26 protein-coding genes and 3 tRNA genes are annotated in these 20745 nt (G+C 54.5%); 14 read left to right on the top strand and 15 right to left on the bottom strand.

Features of this window, described 5'->3' with window-relative positions; translation table 11 throughout:
- Nucleotides 1-386 precede the first annotated feature (386 nt).
- Complete coding sequence (locus Q371_RS21335) at nt 387-965, top strand: NADPH-dependent FMN reductase (RefSeq protein ID WP_051964993.1); 579 nt, start codon at nt 387-389, stop codon at nt 963-965.
- Between the two features lie 156 nt (nt 966-1121).
- On the opposite strand, the gene Q371_RS21330 is transcribed toward Q371_RS21335, so the two are convergent.
- Genes Q371_RS21330 through Q371_RS21320 form a run of 3 tightly spaced genes read right to left on the bottom strand, consistent with a single transcriptional unit; the run spans nt 1122 to nt 3186 of the window.
- Nucleotides 1122-1964 (bottom strand): 4-(cytidine 5'-diphospho)-2-C-methyl-D-erythritol kinase, encoded by an 843-nt coding sequence (locus Q371_RS21330; RefSeq protein ID WP_034344341.1) that lies wholly within the window; start codon nt 1962-1964, stop codon nt 1122-1124.
- On the bottom strand, nt 1961-2632 hold the full coding sequence (ispD, locus tag Q371_RS21325) for a 2-C-methyl-D-erythritol 4-phosphate cytidylyltransferase (protein ID WP_034344339.1): 672 nt from the start codon (nt 2630-2632) through the stop codon (nt 1961-1963). Before ispD ends, Q371_RS21330 begins: the two co-directional genes overlap by 4 nt.
- On the bottom strand, nt 2629-3186 hold the full coding sequence (locus Q371_RS21320) for a UbiX family flavin prenyltransferase (protein ID WP_034344337.1): 558 nt from the start codon (nt 3184-3186) through the stop codon (nt 2629-2631). Before Q371_RS21320 ends, ispD begins: the two co-directional genes overlap by 4 nt.
- Before the next feature lie 85 nt (nt 3187-3271).
- Here Q371_RS21320 and Q371_RS21315 point away from each other — a divergent pair, with 85 nt between their 5' ends.
- The gene (locus tag Q371_RS21315) at nt 3272-3910 is read left to right on the top strand and encodes a tetratricopeptide repeat protein (protein ID WP_169743900.1); all 639 of its coding nucleotides are present in this window, start codon (nt 3272-3274) and stop codon (nt 3908-3910) included.
- Here Q371_RS21315 and Q371_RS21310 read toward each other — a convergent pair.
- A complete protein-coding gene (locus Q371_RS21310) occupies nt 3907-4488 on the bottom strand; it encodes a hypothetical protein (RefSeq protein WP_034344331.1) in 582 nt (193 codons plus the stop codon). The two genes, Q371_RS21315 and Q371_RS21310, sit on opposite strands and share 4 nt — an antisense overlap.
- Before the next feature lie 265 nt (nt 4489-4753).
- On the opposite strand from Q371_RS21310, the gene Q371_RS21305 reads away from it, so the two are divergent.
- Nucleotides 4754-5326 (top strand): hypothetical protein, encoded by a 573-nt coding sequence (locus Q371_RS21305; protein ID WP_034344327.1) that lies wholly within the window; start codon nt 4754-4756, stop codon nt 5324-5326.
- Nucleotides 5326-5712 (top strand): DUF6915 family protein, encoded by a 387-nt coding sequence (locus Q371_RS21300; protein ID WP_034344323.1) that lies wholly within the window; start codon nt 5326-5328, stop codon nt 5710-5712. The genes Q371_RS21305 and Q371_RS21300 overlap by 1 nt, the downstream gene beginning before the upstream one ends.
- Before the next feature lie 122 nt (nt 5713-5834).
- Here the strand turns inward: Q371_RS21300 and Q371_RS21295 are convergent, their stop codons facing one another.
- The 6 genes from Q371_RS21295 to Q371_RS21270 all read right to left on the bottom strand — a co-directional run bounded on the left by Q371_RS21295 (nt 5835) and on the right by Q371_RS21270 (nt 10032).
- Nucleotides 5835-6437 (bottom strand): response regulator transcription factor, encoded by a 603-nt coding sequence (locus Q371_RS21295; RefSeq protein ID WP_034344320.1) that lies wholly within the window; start codon nt 6435-6437, stop codon nt 5835-5837.
- A complete protein-coding gene (locus Q371_RS21290; protein ID WP_051964991.1) occupies nt 6434-7564 on the bottom strand; it encodes a sensor histidine kinase in 1131 nt (376 codons plus the stop codon). Before Q371_RS21290 ends, Q371_RS21295 begins: the two co-directional genes overlap by 4 nt.
- Before the next feature lie 60 nt (nt 7565-7624).
- Nucleotides 7625-8377, bottom strand: a complete 753-nt coding sequence (locus tag Q371_RS21285; RefSeq protein ID WP_051964990.1) for an ABC transporter permease — start codon at nt 8375-8377, stop codon at nt 7625-7627.
- Nucleotides 8374-8838 (bottom strand): DUF2306 domain-containing protein, encoded by a 465-nt coding sequence (locus Q371_RS21280; protein WP_034344316.1) that lies wholly within the window; start codon nt 8836-8838, stop codon nt 8374-8376. The genes Q371_RS21285 and Q371_RS21280 overlap by 4 nt, the downstream gene beginning before the upstream one ends.
- 1 nt (nt 8839) lies before the next feature.
- On the bottom strand, nt 8840-9709 hold the full coding sequence (locus Q371_RS21275; RefSeq protein WP_034344312.1) for an ABC transporter ATP-binding protein: 870 nt from the start codon (nt 9707-9709) through the stop codon (nt 8840-8842).
- Between the two features lie 68 nt (nt 9710-9777).
- Nucleotides 9778-10032 carry a hypothetical protein gene (locus tag Q371_RS21270; protein ID WP_034344309.1) on the bottom strand — a complete coding sequence of 85 codons (255 nt, stop codon included), beginning with the start codon at nt 10030-10032 and terminating at the stop codon, nt 9778-9780.
- A gap of 74 nt (nt 10033-10106) precedes the next feature.
- Here Q371_RS21270 and Q371_RS26175 point away from each other — a divergent pair, with 74 nt between their 5' ends.
- From Q371_RS26175 to Q371_RS21230, 8 genes are all read left to right on the top strand, one after another.
- Entirely contained in the window at nt 10107-11900 is a 1794-nt protein-coding gene (locus tag Q371_RS26175; RefSeq protein WP_051964988.1) for an HD domain-containing phosphohydrolase, read from the top strand.
- A 202-nt stretch (nt 11901-12102) separates the two neighbouring features.
- Nucleotides 12103-13506 carry a hypothetical protein gene (locus Q371_RS21260; RefSeq protein WP_034344306.1) on the top strand — a complete coding sequence of 468 codons (1404 nt, stop codon included), beginning with the start codon at nt 12103-12105 and terminating at the stop codon, nt 13504-13506.
- Nucleotides 13503-14645: an ARPP-2 domain-containing protein gene (locus tag Q371_RS21255; RefSeq protein ID WP_034344302.1), complete on the top strand. Its 1143-nt coding sequence runs from the start codon at nt 13503-13505 to the stop codon at nt 14643-14645. Before Q371_RS21260 ends, Q371_RS21255 begins: the two co-directional genes overlap by 4 nt.
- A gap of 173 nt (nt 14646-14818) precedes the next feature.
- On the top strand, nt 14819-15310 hold the full coding sequence (locus tag Q371_RS21250) for a hypothetical protein (RefSeq protein WP_034344298.1): 492 nt from the start codon (nt 14819-14821) through the stop codon (nt 15308-15310).
- Nucleotides 15303-16067 (top strand): metallophosphoesterase, encoded by a 765-nt coding sequence (locus tag Q371_RS21245; protein WP_034344295.1) that lies wholly within the window; start codon nt 15303-15305, stop codon nt 16065-16067. The genes Q371_RS21250 and Q371_RS21245 overlap by 8 nt, the downstream gene beginning before the upstream one ends.
- 70 nt (nt 16068-16137) lie before the next feature.
- Nucleotides 16138-16213: transfer RNA gene (locus Q371_RS21240), tRNA-Asp, on the top strand.
- A 4-nt stretch (nt 16214-16217) separates the two neighbouring features.
- Nucleotides 16218-16293: transfer RNA gene (locus tag Q371_RS21235), tRNA-Phe, on the top strand.
- A 151-nt stretch (nt 16294-16444) separates the two neighbouring features.
- A tRNA-Thr gene (locus tag Q371_RS21230) sits at nt 16445-16519 on the top strand.
- A gap of 57 nt (nt 16520-16576) precedes the next feature.
- On the opposite strand, the gene Q371_RS21225 is transcribed toward Q371_RS21230, so the two are convergent.
- The 3 genes from Q371_RS21225 to Q371_RS21215 form a co-directional block, all read right to left on the bottom strand.
- The gene (locus Q371_RS21225; RefSeq protein WP_034344292.1) at nt 16577-16858 is read right to left on the bottom strand and encodes a hypothetical protein; all 282 of its coding nucleotides are present in this window, start codon (nt 16856-16858) and stop codon (nt 16577-16579) included.
- 406 nt (nt 16859-17264) lie between these two features.
- Nucleotides 17265-17519 (bottom strand): sunset domain-containing protein, encoded by a 255-nt coding sequence (locus tag Q371_RS21220; RefSeq protein WP_034344290.1) that lies wholly within the window; start codon nt 17517-17519, stop codon nt 17265-17267.
- The gene (locus Q371_RS21215; protein WP_034344287.1) at nt 17519-17836 is read right to left on the bottom strand and encodes a hypothetical protein; all 318 of its coding nucleotides are present in this window, start codon (nt 17834-17836) and stop codon (nt 17519-17521) included. Before Q371_RS21215 ends, Q371_RS21220 begins: the two co-directional genes overlap by 1 nt.
- Before the next feature lie 164 nt (nt 17837-18000).
- Between Q371_RS21215 and Q371_RS21210 the strand changes: the two genes are divergently transcribed.
- On the top strand, nt 18001-18243 hold the full coding sequence (locus Q371_RS21210; protein ID WP_034344285.1) for a hypothetical protein: 243 nt from the start codon (nt 18001-18003) through the stop codon (nt 18241-18243).
- A 62-nt stretch (nt 18244-18305) separates the two neighbouring features.
- Here the strand turns inward: Q371_RS21210 and Q371_RS28140 are convergent, their stop codons facing one another.
- Complete coding sequence (locus tag Q371_RS28140) at nt 18306-18434, bottom strand: hypothetical protein (protein ID WP_281174331.1); 129 nt, start codon at nt 18432-18434, stop codon at nt 18306-18308.
- A 262-nt stretch (nt 18435-18696) separates the two neighbouring features.
- Here Q371_RS28140 and Q371_RS21205 point away from each other — a divergent pair, with 262 nt between their 5' ends.
- A complete protein-coding gene (locus tag Q371_RS21205; protein WP_034344282.1) occupies nt 18697-19881 on the top strand; it encodes a cytochrome P450 family protein in 1185 nt (394 codons plus the stop codon).
- A 93-nt stretch (nt 19882-19974) separates the two neighbouring features.
- Here the strand turns inward: Q371_RS21205 and Q371_RS21200 are convergent, their stop codons facing one another.
- Nucleotides 19975-20424, bottom strand: a complete 450-nt coding sequence (locus Q371_RS21200; protein ID WP_034344279.1) for a M15 family metallopeptidase domain-containing protein — start codon at nt 20422-20424, stop codon at nt 19975-19977.
- Nucleotides 20425-20745 lie beyond the last annotated feature (321 nt).

Raw genomic sequence — 20745 nt, 5'->3', positions numbered from 1 at the left:
GGAAGGACTTCTGGTCTGAAAACCGCGTTTCATGTTCACCTCGCCTGCTGTTCGCCCAGACAAAGTGTAGAGCGACGAATGGTTTGATTATACGTGTATACGGTGGGTTTGAGGTGAGGTCTGAGGGTGATACAGCCGAGAGCCGAGGGCATAGGGCCGAGGGCCAAAAAAGCTTTTGCCAGAGCAATCAAGGGTGAGGCATGCCTCGCCCCTACACAAATGCCTTGACGATTTTTACTGTGTTGGACATCATGCTCTCGGCTCTCGGCTCTCGGCTCTCGGCTCTCGGCTCTCGGCTCTCGGCTCTCGGCTCTCGGCTCTCGGCTCTCGGCTCTCGGCTCTCGGCCACAACAAGTCCCCTCAAGGCTCTCGGTTAAAATGTCCCCATGACCCGCATCCTCGCCTTCGCTGGCAGCCTGAGAAAAGATTCATGGAACAAAAAACTTTTGCAAGAAGCCTTGCGCCTTGCTCCAGAGTCCATCCAGTTCACCCTTCTGGACCTGAAAGATCACCCTCTGCCCCTGTATGACGCAGATTTTGAAGCAGAGCATGGCATGCCAGAAAACGCCATCGAGTTGCGACGTTTGATGACCGAGCATCAGGGTTTGCTGATTGCCTCGCCAGAGTACAACGGAGGAATGACCGGGGTTCTGAAAAACACCCTCGACTGGATGTCCCGCAAGCATGGGGACCAGAGGGGTCTCGATCCTTTCATGCACAAACCTGCTGCGGTGGTCAGTGCTTCGCCCGGTCCTTATGGTGGAGCCAGATCCGTGCAATCTGCAGTCCTGCTTTTGAACCGTCTGGGGTGTCTGGTTTTGCCGGACGGTGTTTCGGTGACCCACTGTGAGACTGCTTTTGATGCTGAGGGTCATTTGCAGGGCAAAGACCAGAAAAGCCTGCAACGGGTGGTGCAGGCTCTGGGTGGCGTGGCTTTGAAGATGGGGCAGAAGGCAGAAGGCTGAAAGGATGCAGCAGAAGGCGGAAAGCAGAAGGCAAAAAGATGCTTTTGCTGAAGCTCTAAAAACCCTTGTCCCATTCAGCTTGACATTTCCCCAAAAAGCCTTCTGCCTTGGCCTTCAGCCTTCTGCTCAAGGCGAGGCCCGCCTCGCCCCTACACATCATCCAATGCTTCGTGCTGCCATGATCCAATGCTCTGGAAACACCTTTTGCAATTTTTGAACGGCTTCATCGGCTTCTTCAGCGGAGCGTGCCAGAGCAAAACAGGTGCTGCCTGACCCACTCATCAGGGGGCTGTGGAGGCCCACCTCTGGCAATGTGTTCAGCACCTGCTGTATTTCAGTGTGACGTTCCAGAACGGCTTTTTCCAGAGCATTGAAATAGGGCACCTTGTTGTGGGCTTCAAGGGCTTGCAAGATGTCTGAGAGGGGCAATTCAGGGGTGAAATTCTGGGCCTGATCGAGCCAGAGGTAAGCATCTCTGGCGCTGACTTCGGTGCCGGGGTTGACCAGCACCAGATGCACCTCTGGAAGCTGGATGGGTGTAAGTTTTTCGCCGATGCCTTCTGCCAGAGCCGCACCCCCCACCAGAAAGAAAGGCACATCTGCCCCCAATGATTTGGCGATGGGATGCAGGTCCAGATTTGTGGGATAGAGTTCACGCAAGGCCATCAGGGTGGTGGCTGCATCACTGGAACCTCCTCCCACACCGGAGGCCAGAGGCAGCTTTTTGTCCAGCACGATGTGAACCCCAGAGGTGATTTGTGCGGCGTCCAGATAGGCTCTGGCTGCGCGGTACACCAGATTGCGTTCATCGGTGGGTAAGTTGGCTCCTTTGACTTCCAGGGTCAGCTGATCGGCTTTCTGGAAGGTCAATTCGTCTCCGACGGACAGGGGAACCATCAGGCTGTGCAGGGTGTGGTAACCGTTGGGAAGCAGGCCAGTGACCGAGAGCCCCAGATTGACTTTGGCAGGCGCAAAACGGCGCAAAGGGTGCAGCATCATGCTTGATCTTCTTTCTTGCGGTCCCAGAGCTGGGCAAATGCTTCTGCCAGCTCGAAATCTGCCGGGGTGGTGACTTTGAACAGCTTGGCGTCTCCAAGCACCAGTTCCACGTTGGCACCATATTTGTTGGCCAGTCCAGCATCGTCGGTGGCATCGAAGCCTTCTTGCAAGGCTTTCAAATGGGCATCCAGAATCAGGTTTTTGCGAAAAGCTTGTGGGGTCTGGACGGCCCAAGTTTTGCTGCGGTCCACCAGATAACCCCAGAACCCTCCAGAGGTGTGCACAAGGGTGTCGGTGGCAGGCAGGGCAGCGGTGACCGCCCCACTCTGGACCACCCGGCTTTTGATGCGCTCGATGACCTTCTGTCCCAGAAAAGGGCGTGCAGCATCGTGAATCAGCACAAAATCCGCTTCGGTGGCTTGCAGGAGGCGAAACACCGAATCCTGACGGGTCGACCCTCCTACAATTTTTCGGGCAGAGGTGTCAAAATCCTGACCCTCTGGCAGGGCAATCACCACCTCATCCACCAGAGGAGAGAGGTTTTCAATGGCCCTCTGAAGCAAGGTCTTTCCATGGAGTTCCACAAAAGCTTTGGGAATGCCAAAACCCAGCCTTGAACCGCTGCCAGCCGCAGGAATCAGGGCGGCAAATTTCAGAGGTGTGGTCATTTTCCAGTCCACCTTTTCATGCGTCCGGTTTCGAGGTCAAATTGGTCCAGAATGCGGGCGGTCATGAAGCCCAGAATGTCATCCACACTCTCTGGGGTGCTGTAAAAGCCCGGACTGGCAGGAAGCACAATGGCCCCTGCATCGTGGGCTTTGAGCATGTTTTCCAGCATGGGACGGGGATAGGGGGCTTCTCTGGGAACCAGCACCAGTTTGCGCCTTTCTTTGAGGGTAACGTGTGCCGCTCTGGCAATCAGGTTGTCTCCCAGACCCAGAGCCACCTTGGCAAGTGTGGAACTGCTGCAGGGCACAATCACCATGCCCAGCGTTTTGTAGCTGCCAGAGGCAATGCTGGCTGCCAGATTGCGGTCATCGTGCAATTCGGTGCCCAGTGAGAGCAGGTCTTCGATGGGGTCTTTCCCTTCGGTTTCCCACACCCGTTTGGCCCCCTGAGAGACCACCAGATGGGTGTGGATGCCCAGACTTTGCAGGGTGCGCAGCAAGTCCAGGGCATAAGGAGCGCCGCTTCCTCCGGTGACGCCAACAACCAGTTTCATGCCGAAATTCTTTCACAAAAGCCTGTGCAAGACCAGAGACCTGCAAAACCATCCTTTTTCCCTGTGTATCGTGTACAACAGAAAGGTGGACGTTTTACAGCAGGCATGGCAGGCTTTTGATCAGGGTGATCTTGAACAGGCCCGAGCACTTTATGAACAGCACCTCAAAAACCACCCGCAAGACGAGCAAGCCCGTTTTGGTCTGGGTTACGTGCTGGTGCAACTTGGTGAATTCAATGAGGCTGAAACCCTCTATCAGGGCTTGTTTGAGGAAGCGGTTCAGCACCATGACCCCAGAGCCCATCAGGCCATGCACCAGATTGGCATGATTCACAGGGTGCAAGGCGATTATGAACGTGCTTTGCATGCATTTGAACAGGAAAAACCCCTGATTCCAGATGATTTTTTCCCCAAAGCCATCAATGCCTATGAACTCGGGATGTGCCTTCTGAGGCTGGGAAATCTGGAAAAAGCCAGTGTGGAGCTGTACAGCAGTCTGTTTTTTGCCCAGAAAAGCACCGATCTGATTGCGCAGGCCTGCGCATATCGGGGCATTGGCGAACTCCATCTGGCACAAGACAATTTTTCGGAGGCCCAACCTGCTTTTTTGGAGGCCATGCGTTGCTTTGACACCGCTGGTGAAAAACGCGGTGTGGAAGACATCGTGGAGTACATCAAAGAACTGGAAGAGGCCAGCAAGAATCGGTCAGAGAACGCCAACTAAAACACTTCAGGGTTGGGTTCAAACTTCAGGCCAAACATTCCGGCGATGCGATCCAATTCAGTTTCTGGGATCAGGTATTTTCGGATGGCAGATTGACCTTCCAGCTCGAAGCGGTGCACCTCTCCAGAGAGGATTTTCGCAGCCTCTTTCAGCAGGTTTTCGTCTTCAATCTGTGCAGGCACCACTTCAAAAAGCTTGACCTGATCGCACCACGAGAGGATCAAGCGTTGCTGCTCTGGATCCTTCACCCCATCGAACCAGAGTTGGTCCCAGATGCAATAATCTGGATCCTCAAGGTCTGAAGGCAATTCAAACTCGGGCAGCACACTTTTAAGGTTCTGGTAAAACCTGCGTGCTGGAAGGCTGGTGATCATGTCCAGTCCCAACCCCCAGTTGCCCAGAGGCTGACCAGAGAACAGCTTCCAACTGTGCTGAAAAGCGTAAGCTTTGGCCTGACCTTCATCAAAAAAGATTTTTTGTGGATTGGTGCAGATGCCTTCCTCAGACAGGGGAGCCATGTACTCGTCGGTGTAATAAAAATCGGTTTGCAACACCAGAAATGCTTTGGGACGGTCCATGCTTCAGGATAGTGGAAGTTCACATTGCACAGTTGACAGTTCACAGCGGGAGGTGCGCCAGAGAAAATCGGCAAACATCATTTGTGAAACTGTACCAAGCAACATGCATTGAAAAGTTGCTTTCAGCCTTCTGCCAAGGGCGAGGCACGCCTCGCCCCTACAACTGCTCTCGGCCCTTGGCCTTCGGCATTTCCCAGCAGATGACACCCACCCCCATTCTGTTTTAAAATAAATCAAAATCAAGTTTTATGATGGGAGAGTTCCTGTGACCCGCAAAGCCTATCTGGTGATGGACCGCGATTACCTCTACAACGATGAAACCTTTTCACCGTGGTTTGAAGACCACATCTGCACTGCACCCATCAAAGTGCTGCCTTCCAGAGCAGAGGCCGAACAACTGGCCCGAGAACTTTCTGCGCCCAGATTCAGGGGATTGGTGCTCGGGGATTACACTCTGGATGGGGTGCAAGAGCTTACCCACCTGAAATTGCCTGACTTTTACCGTCAACTCTCAGACCTTTTGCAAAATCCAGCCATCGTGCCCAAAGGCAAACTGTCTTCAGACGAGTCCTGGCGGGACATCGAAATTCCTGCCCGTCTGGATGATGCCCGGCTTTTTCAGGTCATGGGCCTCCTCAGCAAAATCCGTTTTTATGAGGTGATCGAAAGCACCACCACCGATCCGGCCCTTCTTCAGCAGGCCGAGCAGACCATCAACAAAGGGGTGGTGGACCTGGATGAATACGAAATCCGCACCTACACTGCTCCAGAGGCTGAAATTTCAAAGGCTGTGTCGGCCTTCGGTCTGGAATTTGAACCTTTTGATGGGGGCATCTGATGGCCCACCCTTACCACCATGCCCGCAGTTCGGCCCGCAAATTTGGGGGTGTGCCCGAGGATTATCTGGACGTCCACAGTTGGTTTGACCAGACCAAAGCCTCATGGGCCGATCTGCGCCACCGTGCCGTGCTGCATTCCAGTTTTGGCATCTTCCTGTGTGAGCAGGTCTTTGGGGTCACCATCACCCGCAAATCGGACGGCAAAGTGGTGCCCACCCGATTGATCGGAGAGCAGCACGTCATTGAGGACCTCGGGAAAATTCCCACCCTGCAAGACTGGCTGGAAGACCTGCCTTTCAAAGACTGGATGCTCAGGGGGGCCAGACCGCTCAGCAAGGAACTGCCAGAGGAAGAAGCCAGGACAGAAGCATTGGGAGAAGGCTGAGTTTGAAGTTCACAGCAAATGACTGACCTTGAATGTCTGTGGTTCAGGTTAGAGCTGAGCCATGCTGAATTGTCAGACCATTCTTGCTGTGAACTGTCAACTGTTGACTGCAAACTTCTTGATCACAGCCATCCCTTCTCACGGGCCATGCGGGCCGCTTCCACCCGATTCGAAGCTCCAAGTTTAGACATCGCTTCAGACAGGTAATTCCGCACCGTTCCTTCTGACAGGTGCAGTTTCTCAGCAATTTGCCCCGAGGTCATGCCTTCGTGGGCGAACCTGAGCACCTGACGTTCCCTGTCGGTGAGGGGGTCCTGATCGGACCATGCTTCTGCAGCCAGCAAAGGGTTGATCACGATGCCTCCGGCATGCACGCGCCGGATGGCATCAGCGAGTTCATCGGAGGGGGCATCTTTGAGCAGATAGCCTTTCACTCCGGCTTCCATGGCCCTGCGCAGGTAGCCTGCTCTGGCAAAGGTGGTCACGATGATCACGCGGGTTCTGGGAAGCTGCTGCTTCAGGTCCTGTGCCAGTTCCAAACCGGTTTTCTCGGGCATCTCGATGTCGGTGATGACGATGTCTGGTTGCACGTCCAAGGCAGCCTTCAGGGCCTCTGAACCGTTTTTGGTGGCGGCCAGCACTTCGATGTCTCCCTCAAGTTCCAGAAGGGCTTTTAAGGCCCCCAGAATCATCACCTGATCTTCGGCAATCAGGACCCGAATCATGCCGGGACCCCCTGAGGGGCTTTGTGGGTTTCCGGATCGTTTTTGGGAATGCACACTTCAATGACGGTGCCTTGCTGGTTTTTCACGTTGAATTTGCCTCCCAGAGCTTCGGCCCGTTCACGCATGCCTTTCATGCCGTTGCCAATGTGCTCTCCTGCGCCAACCCCATCGTCTGCAATGCGCAGCAGGATCTGGCCTTTTTGCTCTTCCAGAGCCACCTGACAGGTGCTGGCTTTTGAATGGCGGATGATGTTGGTGATGGATTCCCGCAAAATGAGTTGCAAGGCCCCTTGCTGCTCAAGGCTGATCTCCACTTCAGACACCAGATAATCCAGTTTGATTCCCGCAGCATCCAGAGCCACTTTGGCCCGGCCAATTTCGCTTTTCAGGTCGGTGCCTTTGTAGCCCTGCACGGCCAGACGCACTTCGGTGAGGGCCTCGCGTGAGATTTTTTCGACTTCCTTGATTTCCTGTTTGGCCCTTTCGGGGTTGCGGTCCATCAGTTTGGAGGCCAGTTCGGCTTTCAAAACAATCACGCTGAGGGTGTGACCGAGGAGGTCATGCAGGTCACGGGCAATGCGTTCCCGCTCAGCAATGCGGGCCAGATCTTCTTTTTCTTGTTGCAGGGCACGCATTCTCATGCCGGATTCCATCGCTGCATAACCAAAATGGTTGCCAATGGCGACGGACACAGACAGCAGAACAATGGTGATCAGGTTTCCGGGGTCTGCTCCCTGAGAAAAGATCATCCATGCAAAAGCCCCCAGAACACCCAGCACCGTACCAATGGTGAGGGTCAGGCTTCTCTGGAAGGCCCCGAGGCTTGCCGCATACACCATGAAAGTGGTGTTGTTCCACTCAAAATACGGTCTTCCAATGGCAAAAATCAGGAAGCACCACAACACCGCCACCAGGTTCCAGACCGGAAAACGGTCCAGAGGGCGCTCGGGTTTGATGGCGCGAAACACCCACAAATACAGGGCCAGAAAAACCCCCATCAAAATTGCAGCAATCAAGTGTTGAATGGGGCCAAGGGGCATTTTCATCCACGACATGATTGGGAAGGCCAGAAAAAACAGCCATGCCACCGGCATGAAACGGAACATTTTGTCGCGGTCTTTGATCATGACACCCTCCAGTTTAAACCTCCCTGTGGGGCAAAACCACCACAGGGAGGTACACATCCTTCAACCAAAGTTCTTGCCTTCGTCTTTGCGGTAGGCCACCAGAGCCAGCATGAAGAACGCCACGGCATACACCATCACCCACACCCAGTGCATCATTTCCGAGGTGTCGCTCTTGGCCCCGAGGGTCATCCATCCAATCTGGGCAAAGTGGTAGGCCGGAGTGTAAGGGGCAATGTTGCGCAGAAACTCGGGCATGATGTCCAGAGGCATGAACAGGCCACTGGCAAAACTCATGGGCAGGAAAATCAGGTTGGCGATGCCTGCTGCACTGTTGGGACCTCCCACGTAACCGACCCACAATCCCAGAGCCACAAACGCACCCACTGCCAGCATCAGTTTGCCAATGGCCTGTGCAAACAGCACCACGTCGTAACTCAGGTTGCCCACAAAACGGGCAAACAGGGCCAGCAGCACGATGATCACCAGACCCTGAATCAGGGCATTGACCACTTTGCTTCCAAAGTACATCAAGGGATTTAAGGGGGTGACCCGCATGAGTTTGTGCCATCCCAGACCCCGCTCTGCTGCAATGGAAACCCCAAAGGCAAACAGGGAAGTGGAAATCAAGCTGTAGGCACTGAAGGACACCAGCATGTAAGTGGCTGCATTGACCCCGCCCAGCTCATTTTTGGCATTGGGCAAACCGAAGATCGCAAAGAACATGATCGGAAACGCCAGAGTTGGAATCAGGTAAGCAGGCATGCGGACCAGACGGATGATTTCAGAGTAGACCAGATAAAAAAAGCGGTTCATTGGGCTCCTTTCAGGGCATAACGGCGGTTGAGGGCGTTGCCATAAAGTGGCAGGACAAAGAAGGGGAGGGCCACCAGCACCCAGAAAAACCATGACGGCAAGTCAAAGGTGCGAAACAGGATCTGGTTCAGGGTGGCGATGCACACAAAAGCCAGACTGGACAACATGTTGCTGTAGTGCAATTGCAACCACTTGCGTCCCAGCTTTTTGCGGTTCAGGACAGCCCAGTAGGCCCGCATGGTCACCAGCAACCCAATCACCGTGATGATCTCGGTGGGGGCAACCTCTGGTCTTCTTGCTCCAATCACCAGTCCTGAAACCGCAAACCCGAGCCATGCCAGCAGGTACACTTTGCCTGCAATGCGGTGCAAAGGGGCTTTTCTTTGCAGGTTGATGGCTGCAAACCCCGAGAGCAACGCCATGCTGGCGGTCACCACATGAAAACCCAGCAACACCTCCACGTCAGGCCCTCGCTGTGAGGTTGAGGAAGGCCTCTTCAAGGCTGGCCTTGCTGACTTCCAGATCGTTGATGTCGTGCTGCAAAATCTGGCGCAGGGCAGCTTCTGGGGTGTGGGTGTAAACCTCATTTACGCCGTTGATGTAGACACGGGTGACGCCCGGCAAGGACTGCAATTCTTGCTCCTGCACCTCGCCATGGAAACGGATGCGGGTGCCACCCACCTGCTCCTTGATGGCTCTGGGGGTGCCCTCTGCAATCACTTTCCCCTGATCGATCACCAGCACCCGGTCAGACAGGGCATCGGCTTCTTCCAGGTGGTGGGTGGTCAGGATGATGGTTTTGCCCTCATTCTTGAACTGGCGCACGCTCTCCCAGAAGGCGGCTCTGGACTGCACATCCATGGCCACCGTGGGTTCATCCAGAAACAGCACATCGGGATTGCCGCAGATGCTCAGGGCGAAACTCAGGCGGCGTTTCTGCCCACCAGAGAGGTTGCCACAAAGGCGCTCTTTGATGTCCAGCAAATCGGCCATTTCCATGACCTTCTGGGCTTCCAGAGGACGGGGATACAGGCGTCTGAAGAGTTCCACGGCCTCTTTGACTTTCAGGGTGGCTGGCAGGTCGCTTTCCTGCAACATGGCCCCCAGACGGGCACGGGCAGCCGGAATCCTCGGGTCTTTGCCGAACACCTTCACGGTGCCACTGCTCGGGGCCCTCATCCCCAGCATGATGCTGATGGTGGTGGTTTTGCCTGCTCCGTTGGGACCCAGAAAGGCCAGCACTTCTCCAGCGGAGGCGGTAAAACCCACCCCCTTGAGGGCTTCTACGTTTCCAAAATGCTTTTTGACATTCACCACTTCGATCGCGTTCATGCCTTCAGGGTAGCTCTGGGGGTTTTGGGGCAGTAGTGCAGGGTGTCAAGGGGGGAAGGTGACAGGTGTCATAAAGGGGCCTGCGGTCCTGCAGAAGGCAGAACATTGTTGCCACCATCGTAGGAGCGCAGCGTGCTGCGCCCAATGGCAGGAACTTGTAGGGGCGAGCGGGCAGAGCGACCAACCTGCGGTCCCTCGTTTTGACCAAGACGGCATGCCTCGCCCTGTATTGCATCAGCCAAAGCTTTATGGTTGCCTTGGCTTTCTGCCTTCTGCTCTTGAAGGCCATCAAGATCGATAATCACGTTATCCCCCTGCTCCATCACATCCCTCCACACTGTGATCCCTCATACTGAAAGAGAGACCTCAGGGGATTCCCTGATCAGGAGGCGTGCCCATGAACACTGCTCCGCCAGAGGCGGTATCCCATCAGGCTTTGCAGGCTTTGCTGAATGCCAGTCAGGAAGGCTTGTTGCTGCTGCATTTTCAACAGGACACTTCAGACTGGCTGATTCTGCATGCCAACACTGCAGCCCAGCAAATCACCGGTCTGGGAGGACTGTCCGGCCAGAGTTTTAAAGCGGTGTTTCCCATTTCCGAGTCGGATGTGGCCCGCATTGCACAGGGGGCTGAACTGGTGGTGGGCAGTTACCACCTGACCGTGCAGCCTCTGGAAGACCACACCTTAACGGTGGTGTGCAGGCCCCATGAAGCACCACTGGAGCATGTTTTTGAGCAGACCGACAGCTTCTTGAGGATTTACGATCAGGATGGAAGGTGCACGTATGCCTCTCCTTCGGTGCAGCGGTTGCTGGGCTACACCAGCGAGGAACTCCTTGCCCTGAAACCCGAGGCTCTGGTGCATCCCGAAGACCACCGTTTGATCCGCTCAGAGCACGACATCAATTTGCAGGCTGTGGACCTGGGCGAGGAATTCCCTTTCGAGTACCGGATGCTGAACCATGCCGGTGAGGTGCGCTGGGTGTCTTCCAGATCGCGCAAAGTGGTGAAAAGCTCTGGGGTGACAGAATACCACCTGACCACCTGTGATGTGACCTCACGCAAACACGCTGAATTGGAGGCGCAGGAACGGCAGGAACGCTACGCAGCGTTGCTGAACCTCACCTACCATTTTGAAACGGTGAACGATCCAGACGATCTGGCCATAGGGGCTTTGCAGGCTGTTTTACCCCTCACAGAGTACAAATATGGGGCGTACATCAAGTTCGTGGGCCAGCAGGCAGTGGTCTTGTGGGACTCTGGCGGAGCAGATTCTCAGCTCAATCACGAGCTGAAGGCCATGGCCCAGAGGATCAACAAAATCCGGTTCCTGCTGATGTTCCGCAAGTTGGGGCCACAACTGTATCAGGCAGGCAGCACGTCGGCTCTGGACCAGATGCTGGGAAATCCTGCCCTGTGGGCCAGCTTTGGAGTGTTGCCCATCCACGGCAACGGTGAGGTGCTGGGCTTCCTGCTGCTCGGGGCACCCACCCGCATGACCGCGTCGGATTCCACCCACAAGCTGCTGACGGTGGTTTCTGAGCGGGTCAGCCTGACCTTTGGCCGTCTGGTGGATGTCGCCAACCTGAGCCGCGCCAGAGAAGAGACCCTGCGTGCCATGGGCCTGGTGCTGGAGTACCGGGACTTTGAAACCAAAGGTCACACCGAACGGGTCACCGAACTGGCCGGACGCCTCGGGAAACGCCTGAACGTCACCCCAGAAGAGATGGACGATTTGCGCCTCGGGGCTTACCTGCACGATGTGGGCAAGGTGGCGATTTCCGACATGGTGCTGCTCAAGCCCGGCAAACTCACCGACGAGGAGCGCAAGCACATTCAGGAGCACCCTCAGGTGGGTTATCACCTGCTGCAAGGCATCCCCACCCTGCGCCCGAGTGTGTTGGATGTGGTGCTCTACCATCAGGAACGCTGGAATGGCACGGGGTATCCAGAGGGGCTCTCTGGAAAGAGCATCCCTTATCTGGCCCGGATTTTTGCAGTGGTGGATGTGTACGATGCCCTCACCAGCGACCGTCCTTACAAAAAGGCCTTCACATGGCAGGCCGCCTGCGAGATTCTGGAAAAAGAAGCCGGCACCTTCCTTGACCCTGAGATTGCCCGAGAGTTCATCAACATGATCACCGAGGCCCATTCCGATGAGGCTCTGGAGCACCTGAACCCTGCTGAGTGAATGGCTTAACTGAAATGCCGTATCTCTGAACAGCAAAGCCTGTTCTACAATCAAAACATCAGCCTGCCTGTGGGACTGATGGGTGACTTCCGAGACATACCTTTTTAGTGTGAACCTTCTGTCGCCCTGTGTACTCCCCGGGCAGGTTGTTTTTGGATCATGTGCAGACACATGCCATCCACGCTTGAAAAGGAGCCTCCAGATGGACATCACCCGCGAAGACCTCAGCCTGTTCCTCAACGCCTGCACTGTGGCCACCTCCCAGAAGGAGTTTTACAGTTCAGAGACCGAGCAACGGGTGTCTTTGCGGTTCTTGCATGAGTACATCTGCGGAAATTACCGTTCCCTGTATGCACGCACCCTTGCTGCGGGCATCAACCACCACAACCAGAGCGAAGTGATTTTTCAGTTGCTCAGCTCTGGAAAACAGTGCCCAGAGGCTTTGCGCCCTCTGGAAAACCGCCTGATCACTGCGGCTCTGAAAGCCTTGCCTCCTCACCGTGCATGGAAATTGCTGCTGCGCTTGCAGGAAAGCCGGGTCAACAACCGCCGCACCCGCAAGATCACGCAGCATTTTCTGGAAAGCCGCAAGGACCTGCCTTTCGATGCGGTGAAGTACCGCCGCAAAGTGCGTGCAGCCATGCAACATGCTCACCTGAAACCCGAGGGTGAGGTGTCCCGCTTTGTCTTTGAGGGCATCAAGAAGCCCTTTGAGCACCCTTTGCTGGAAACCTACCGTCTGGCCCATTACAGCAAAGAGAAAATTTTTGACCTTCCGTACTCCATTGCAGAAGGTTTCGCTGCAAAGCACAACCTGAATCGTGCTGACTTTCTGAACCGCATCCAGAGCAAAATGACCGACCGTGAACGCCTGCGTTTGCAGGAAAAGAGCGCAGGACAGGTGGCTTTTGATCCTGCCCGGGTCAGCCTGACCGAGCTTTGTTCTTACCTGCTGGGCTTGCCTCTGAATGAACGCCGTGAAAGGGCCGAGAAGATGCACCTTTGGCTGCAACAGGCTGCCCTGTCTGCCTTGAAGCGGACAGGGCCATTGCCCTTGCCACACCACAAAGTCGCTGCGGTTCTGGACAACTCGTACTCCTCAAGCGGATCTGAGGTGAAGCAGAACCGTCCTCTGGCGGTGGCCCTGTCGGTGGATGCGTTGCTGCATGCCTCAGGTGGGGTGTATCAGGCGTTCTGGACCCGACCAGTGCAGGATCCCTTATTCACCCATGCCAGAGGCCAGACCTTCCTTGCAGAGCGTTTGCTGGATGCTCTGGAATGGGGGGCACAGACGGTTCTTCTGGTCACAGATGCCTGCGAGAACGATGTGCCCGGTGCCTTTGATCAGATCTACCAGGCCTACCGCAAAATGGGAGGCAAAGCCAGCATCATCCACCTGAACCCGGTTTTCGATGCCGAGAACTTTCAGGTGAAACCCCTCTCCAGAGACCTTCCGGCTCTGGGCCTCAGGGCAGGGGAGGAGTTGCCCACCGCTCTGGCGTTTGGTCAATTCAGCATCGGACAGAGCACTTTGCAGGATCTGGAGGCTTACCTGACCATCCGTGCCGAGAAACTCTTTGCCCTCACTGGTGGAGGTCCACAATGAACATTCCTGACACCCTCCATTTGCAGGGCTTAAAAGCTGCACCTTCTCAGGTGTATGGGGCGTTTCGTCTGGTTCCCCTGATCCGCGAGAAACCCTGTCTGGATGTGCGCCTGACCCCAGAGCGCTACCAGCAAGATTTCAGTCGGGTTGAGCTGGATGACCACACCGAATACTGGTCGTTCATTCCCCACGGATACCTGCTGAACTGGGCCAAAGGCAATGAAACGCAGGTCACGCTGGGCGCGCACTTGCAAAAAGGCACCCGCAAAGAGACCCTGAGCCACCTGACCCTGCTCAACCACCAGCGCATGGTGAAAAGGCAACACTCGCACGGAGTGCGTTTGCTTCCCCTGCACCTCAGCATGGAGGCTTTTCTGGCCTTTCATTTTGGAGGTCCAGACATCGCTTGGATGGAGTATTCCCGTTTTGCCAGACAATACGGCCTCGGGATGCGCAGTGAAAGGGCGGTCTCAGGACGTGCCCTCTACCTTTTTGAAGATGCCCTGCGCACCTTCGAAATCCATGAAGGGCAGGTGGGCGTACTGATTTACACCGCCGAAAAACTCGCCAGTGCTTTTGTGGTCCCCACCCCCGAGGATTACCGCTTGATGCACCGCACCCTGCTGGATGATTTTTACGGTGACCTGATTTACCAGTACGCCCTCTGGTCGGACAGTCAGGATTTGCGTCCTCACTTGCCTGTGGAAGGAAAAAAGGACCTTGCAGGCCTCCGTGATGCCTTGAGGCAGGCCAGAGCAGACTGGGCCGATTTCAGCACCCGCACCATGGGCGTGGATTTGCTGGGGCGTCCCATCTTCAAACAAACCATCTACAAGCCTGCCCAGTTGCGACTGGAGCGCTTCATGACCGACCTCAACCTGCAAAGCACCAACACCCTTGGGGAAAGACTGATCCGTCAGGATGGGGAAGTCCTGTACCTGAAAACCTTCCAACTGGGTGCAGACCAGACCAAAAGGGCCTACTGGTTGCAGCAACTCTCTGGGAACCAGTGGCACATTGAAAACACCGCAAAAAGCCTGAACCTCACTGCAGAAGATGTGGTCCGCAGCCTGCACCGGGTGGGATTTGGACATTTGCTCAATCCAGAGGTGCTCAAAAAGGCGATGAAAGGGAAGTGAGCAGAGGATACACCGCAGAAGGCAGAAGGCAGAAGGCAGAAGGCACTTCAAAAGTCAGTCTTGTCTGAACATCCTTTTGACGGTTCAAGATTGCCAAAGCATCAGCACAAGGAAAAGCCTTCTGCTTTCTGCCCTCTGCACCTTTCCTTCAAAAATCCCCTAAAATGTCCTCTATGGACTTCCTCAACGCCGAGCAGCTTCAGGCGCTCCGGGCTCCACTGCGCAGCAGTGAAACCTCTGAAATTCTGGAGCGTCTCAACACGTTGTTTCAACATGACTGGAGTTTGGAGTTGGAGGTTTTCAGTGTCGAGCACCCCACAGTGCGGGCACGCCTGAAAATCAAACACATTGTCAGGGATGGCCTTGGACAGGCAGATGGTTTGAAAGAAGCAGAACAGCAAGCCATTTCAAATGCAGCTCGACTGCTCGGGATGGGAACAGAAACCGATGTTCCCACTGTTTCCACAGATCAACCTTCTCCACTCCCAGAGAAACCCAAAGCCCACCAACACATTGATGACATGCTCGAAAAGTGCCGTGAGGCGGGATTGAGCAAAGAAGCTTTGCGGTACATCATCAACGGTTATGGAACCACAGTGGAAGAGAGCCGCCAGATTTACGTTTCCCTCAGGGAACTCCTGAAGAAACACGGTCACCATGCTTAAGGTGTATGCCATCGGAGATGTGCATGCCAGCTGGGGTTCGCTCTGGCGTGCCCTCAAGGCCACGCCCCTCATTGACGATCAGGGCAACCCCACAGCCCTGATGAAAACCGGGGATTACCAGATCATCCTGACCGGTGACCTGATTCATCCCAAAACCCTCATGGAGTACTCCATGATGACGGGCATTGATGGCTTTGACCCCGAGAACCCCCAGCACCTGTCCAGTGCTGCCCGTTCTCAAATCCGCGAACTGAACCGCCTGAAACGCACTTTTGATGCCTGTGAGGGGCACATGCACATTTTGCTGGGTAACCACGATGATGCAGCCCTGACCCACAAATTCAGTCTGGGCTCCGGGTTTGGCACCAAGCACAACGAATTTGACCCCAACAAAGGTGGCCGTGAATTCCCCGAGGAACTGCGCACCTGGATGGAAAGTTTCCCCAGAGAAATCATTGTGGGACGCACCCATTTTGGCCATGTGGGACCGATGCCCACCCATGCCATTTTCGATGAGTTCTTTTATTCCACCCGTGAACACAAAACCTGGTGGGAGAAATCCCCCGAGTGGGTTCAGATGTTCGGGTATGTGTTCGGGGTGTATGGACACACAGTCATGAAAGAAGGCATCCATCTGGACCCAGAAGAACGTTTTGCCATGATTGACGCTCTGGAAACAGGCCAGATCCTTGAACTGGGCTTTGGTCCTGACCTCTCCCAGAAGCCTGAAGTGCGGATCTTAAGCTTTAAAGCCTAAGGGTGTTGACAGAAATCCAGCAGTCATATATAGTTTTCTTCGCTGAAGGGCACGCCCGGAAGCGAGAGATGGTCCGGTAGTGTAGCGGTTAGCATAACTGCCTGTCACGCAGTAGGTCGCGGGTTCAAATCCCGTCCGGACCGCCATTTCGGCAAGGTAGCTCAGCTGGTAGAGCAAACGACTGAAAATCGTTGGGTCGGCGGTTCAAATCCGCCCCTTGCCACCAAATCCAAGAACAGGGTGAAAGCCCTGTTCTTTTGCTTTTGAATTTTGTGCAAGTTGCTCTGCCACCTTCTTTATTGCCATCCACAAGGTCATGTGGTAGACTACATGCCGTCTCGGGAGCCCATAAAGGTGTGCCAGACATCAAGCAAGACGCCAGCGTAGCTCAGGGGTAGAGCAACTGATTCGTAATCAGTAGGTCGTCGGTTCAAATCCGACCTCTGGCTCCAGAAGAAACACCCTCCCAGGTCAGGGAGGGTGTTTGCATTTGAAGGGGCACACAGATATCACCACTGGTTGCGGATTCTGCGATGGTGTTCCTGGTATTTGATCCAGAAGACCACCAAAAAGCTCAGGATGCTGGTGGTCAGGGCAGACACCCCTGTGGTCCAGAGGCTTCCTGTCAGCAAAAGTCCCACACCTCCTCCAACAATGCCTGCAGTGAGGATGTGATGCAGCCTTTTGCGGGTGCTGCGTTTTGCTCTGCGAAAAGCCTTGTCGTGAATGATTTGACTGGTTGCGGACAGGTCTGTTTGGTGTGTGGCACTGTTCTGGTGGGTGTCTGACATGTTCGAACCTCTGCGAGCATCTTAAGAGGCAGGGTGTTATCACACCGTTAACATGCAAAACGGTGTGTTGGTTTTCTCAAAGCCGAATGATTTCAGGGTGTTGATTCCAAATGGTTCTGCCATTTCAAGCATGGGCCCGGATTTGCAGGTCATGTTTTGTATGGTTTTTGTAAGAGTCTTCTGCATACAATCATTACAACAGCAATCTTGAGCAACCCGAGCACTCTTTCTCCTTCGTCAAGGTGGTGACCTCAACGTGAACATGATCTGGATTTCGCTTGGTCTGCTTTTCCTCGTCTTCGTTCTTCCCAGATGGATTGTGTTGTTGGAGTCCAGAGATTTGCAGGACCCTTCGGGGCTGCCTCAAAAGTGACGTTCCAGACCAAACCCCGACCTCTGTCGGGGTTTACCGTTTGCTGGCCCTGAATCCTGCTTTTTGGGCCTCAGTGGGTGTGCGGAAACACACCTCGGGATGGGTGCGTTTGTAATAAGCCCCAGTTGGCAAGTGATAAATCTTTTCTCCTGAACGGCTCAGGTTGCCTTTGATGGGATGGGTGACCGGGCAGGTGGTTTTGGATGCAGGAGGCACCCCCTGTGCCCCTGCCATTCCTGCTGCCAGGAGGATGGTGCTCCAGAATGTGCACATCCACAATTTGAACATCAAGGGTTGTCCAGTGCAGGAAAGATGTGGCCTTCTCCACGCAGGTGCATGATGGCCTGATTGACCACCGATTCAACAATGGTGTCCAGAGCAGCATTGGCCTCATGAAAGGCAATCACCTGTCCATGGTAAATGGCCTGAAATTCCTCAGGGTTTTTGCGTCTTTCGGGACCTTCATGTCCTTGAATGGCCCTGCGTCGGTTGGTGTTGTCTTTCCAGGCAAATTCCACATCCAGACTTTCCAGATAAGCCACCTGTTCAAAAAAATACGGACTGAGCAGGCTGCGCCAATTTTGTTTTTGCAGGTCCGTGATCATGTCTCATTGTACTGTCTCAGGGCAACTTCCCTATCGGGGGTGAGGGAATTCCCTTGAATATCCCCTCAGGGTAACCCCGGGGAATGTCTTACGGACCTGTAAGCGTTTTAAAATGGATCAACAGATTCCAGGCACCCCGCATTCGGCCCGAACAGGAGGCAGCAATGCAATACACAGGTCATTTTGCGTCATCAGCTCAACCTCTGGAAGATCCACAGAAATTGTTGCTGGCCCTTTCGCCTCACTCTGCAGAAATGCTGTTGCTGGGGATGGTGTTCCCTGTAGAAAAGATCAAAGCCCTCAAAGAAGCTGGCATTCCCCTCCGCTGGCAGCCCATGGGACCTTGTTACACCCTGCGAAGCTTTGAAGAAGCAGCCCAAACCGTGTTGCAGGCATTTCACTATTGAGGACATCAAACAAAACAGCCTTGCAAGACTTTGGGCAAGGCTGTCGGGGGCATGACCAGGATTCAGTGTTGTTTGACGTTCATGGGTCGGGAATGGGCGCGCTTCTGGAACATTTCCACTGCCAGTAAGACCAGATAGAAGATGGCGGTGCCAACCACTGGTGTAGCGAGGAGCAGAATCAGGTTTTCCATATCTCACAATAGTCCCTTCACCTGAAGTCAAAAAGTCATAAAAACTGCACATTTGATTCACTGCCCATGATTCACTCATTGTTTCTTTTTGAGGGGGGCTTTTGACAGGTGCAATTGTGTTCCAGAGAGGGTTTTATTGCATGCTTTTTACAGCTCATAAACAACTTGAACATGATGTTGTTGATGCTCAAAGCACTCTCTCAGGGAAAACCCCAGAGTCCTTTGCAATCCGCTTCTCATGGAGACGGTGACATAATGTTCCATGACCCTTGCATTTGCCGATCTGTTGTCCAGTCCAGCATTTTTGAATGACCCTTATCCGGTTTATCGGGACCTGAGAAACCATGCACCTGTGCTCTGGTATTCCCACAGCGGGGTGACGGGTGGAATGTGGTTTGTCAGTCGCCATGAAGATGCCGAAATGGTCCTCAAAGACCAGAGGTTCACCAAAGACATCGCCAAAGTGACCCCCATGCAGCGCCAGATGGGTGCCCACATGCTGGACGCCGATCCACCAGACCATACCCGCCTGAGGGGTCTGGTCAGTCAGGCCTTCACGCCCAGAGTGGTGGCCGCTCTGGAACCCAAGATCCGCAACATCACCGAAGAACTGATGTCATATGTCCAAAAAGGGGAAGACTTCAGCCTGATTGAAGGGCTTGCCTTTCCTTTGCCCATCATCGTGATTGCCGAACTGCTGGGGGTGCCAGACAAAGACCGCCACCTGTTCCGTGAATGGTCAGCGGCCCTGATTGATGGTGCAGACATCCTGACCGTCACCGATCCTGCTGTGGCCCAGAAAGCGCAGGCTGCCATGGGCAGCATCTTCAAGTACTTCGATGACCTGATCAAGGTGCGCAGGCATGACCTGCAAGACGACCTGATCAGCCTGATGATCTCTGCTGAGGACCAGCAGGGCAAACTGACCCATGGTGAAATCCTGTCTTCTTGCTTCCTGCTTTTGATTGCTGGGCATGAGACCACCATCAACCTGATTGGCAACGGCTTTCATGCCCTGAGCCAGCACCCAGAGCAGTTGGAGGTGCTGCAAAGCCGTCCAGAACTTTTGTCCAATGCTGTAGACGAACTGCTGCGTTTTGATGCTCCAGTGCAAAGGGCCACCTTCCGGGCTGCGCTGGAAGACCTTGAAATCGCTGGAACCCCCATCCAGAAAAACCAGCAGGTCTCTGTGATGATTGGCTCTGCCAACCGCGATGAACGGGTTTTCACCAACCCTGACCGTCTGGACGTGACCCGCACGGCCAGCAAGCACCTCGGGTTTGGTCGGGGGATCCACTTCTGTCTGGGTGCGCCTCTGGCCAAACTGGAAGCCCAGATTGCTTTCGAGCACCTGCTGCCTCTGGGCCTTCCCGAGATTCGCCATGTGCAGCGCAGACCCAGCACCATGTTCAGGGGCTTCCACGACCTGACTGTGCGCTGGAAGTGAACCTCAAAAGATCAAAACCGCAGAAAGGACCTCATGTAGAGGTCCTTTTTCCTTGCTGTGTTTCACTCTGGAATGTTGCCCAAGATGCCCTTCTCAACTCAGGGTCAGCCCGAGTTTCTTGATGTACTTTTCAGAGAGGTCGCCATCGCGGTACTGTGCCCCTGCCCCCTGAAGTTGCAAATGGGACAGTTCTTGAACGCCCACTTCCAGACCATGCACGCTGGGCGGGATGTACGCGTAAATGGTGCGCCAGACCCGAGAATCCCACACGGATTTGCGGGTGCTGCGGTTCACAATGCCGATGTCTGCGGCCAGACCGTACTGGTGCATGCTGCGCAAACGGCTGCCATCAAAACTGGTCACCCACCGCTGGGGGCTGTTCTCCGAAAACAGTTTTTTCTGGCGGGCTTTGCTGCGACGGGTTTCCAGCACCTTGAATTCGTACTGGGGAAACTTTTGCTGCACAGCATGCAGCCAGCTTTCCAGATGTTCTCTGAACTCGGGATGAAGCGTTTCAAGACTGCTGACTTTCTGGGCTTTCATGCGTCTCTCCTCCAGTACAGCAAAGATGTGGATGTTCTTTCATTGTGCAGCAAGAGGGAAGCGAATAAAAGGTGCATGGACGCAACCAGATAGGGTCAGCCTAAAGTCTGACTTTTGGCATGTCACTTGAAGAAGCGTTCAGCCATCAGCCATCAGCTTTCAGGAAAAAGCTCACCAAAAGGCTTTTGCGAACAGCAAAGTAAAAAGACACAAACGGAAAGCCACTCAGACTTTCCGTTCAAAAGGCAGCCAGAAAACTGTCCTGATTGCTGACGGCTGATCGCTGACGGCTGATGGCTCTTGGTGTTGGCATGGCCTGAC

This window comes from Deinococcus misasensis DSM 22328, assembly GCF_000745915.1.
Classification (GTDB): domain Bacteria; phylum Deinococcota; class Deinococci; order Deinococcales; family Deinococcaceae; genus Deinococcus_C; species Deinococcus_C misasensis.
The sequence above is the reverse complement of the archived record's forward strand: the minus strand, read 5'-3'. Positions and strand labels throughout refer to the sequence as shown.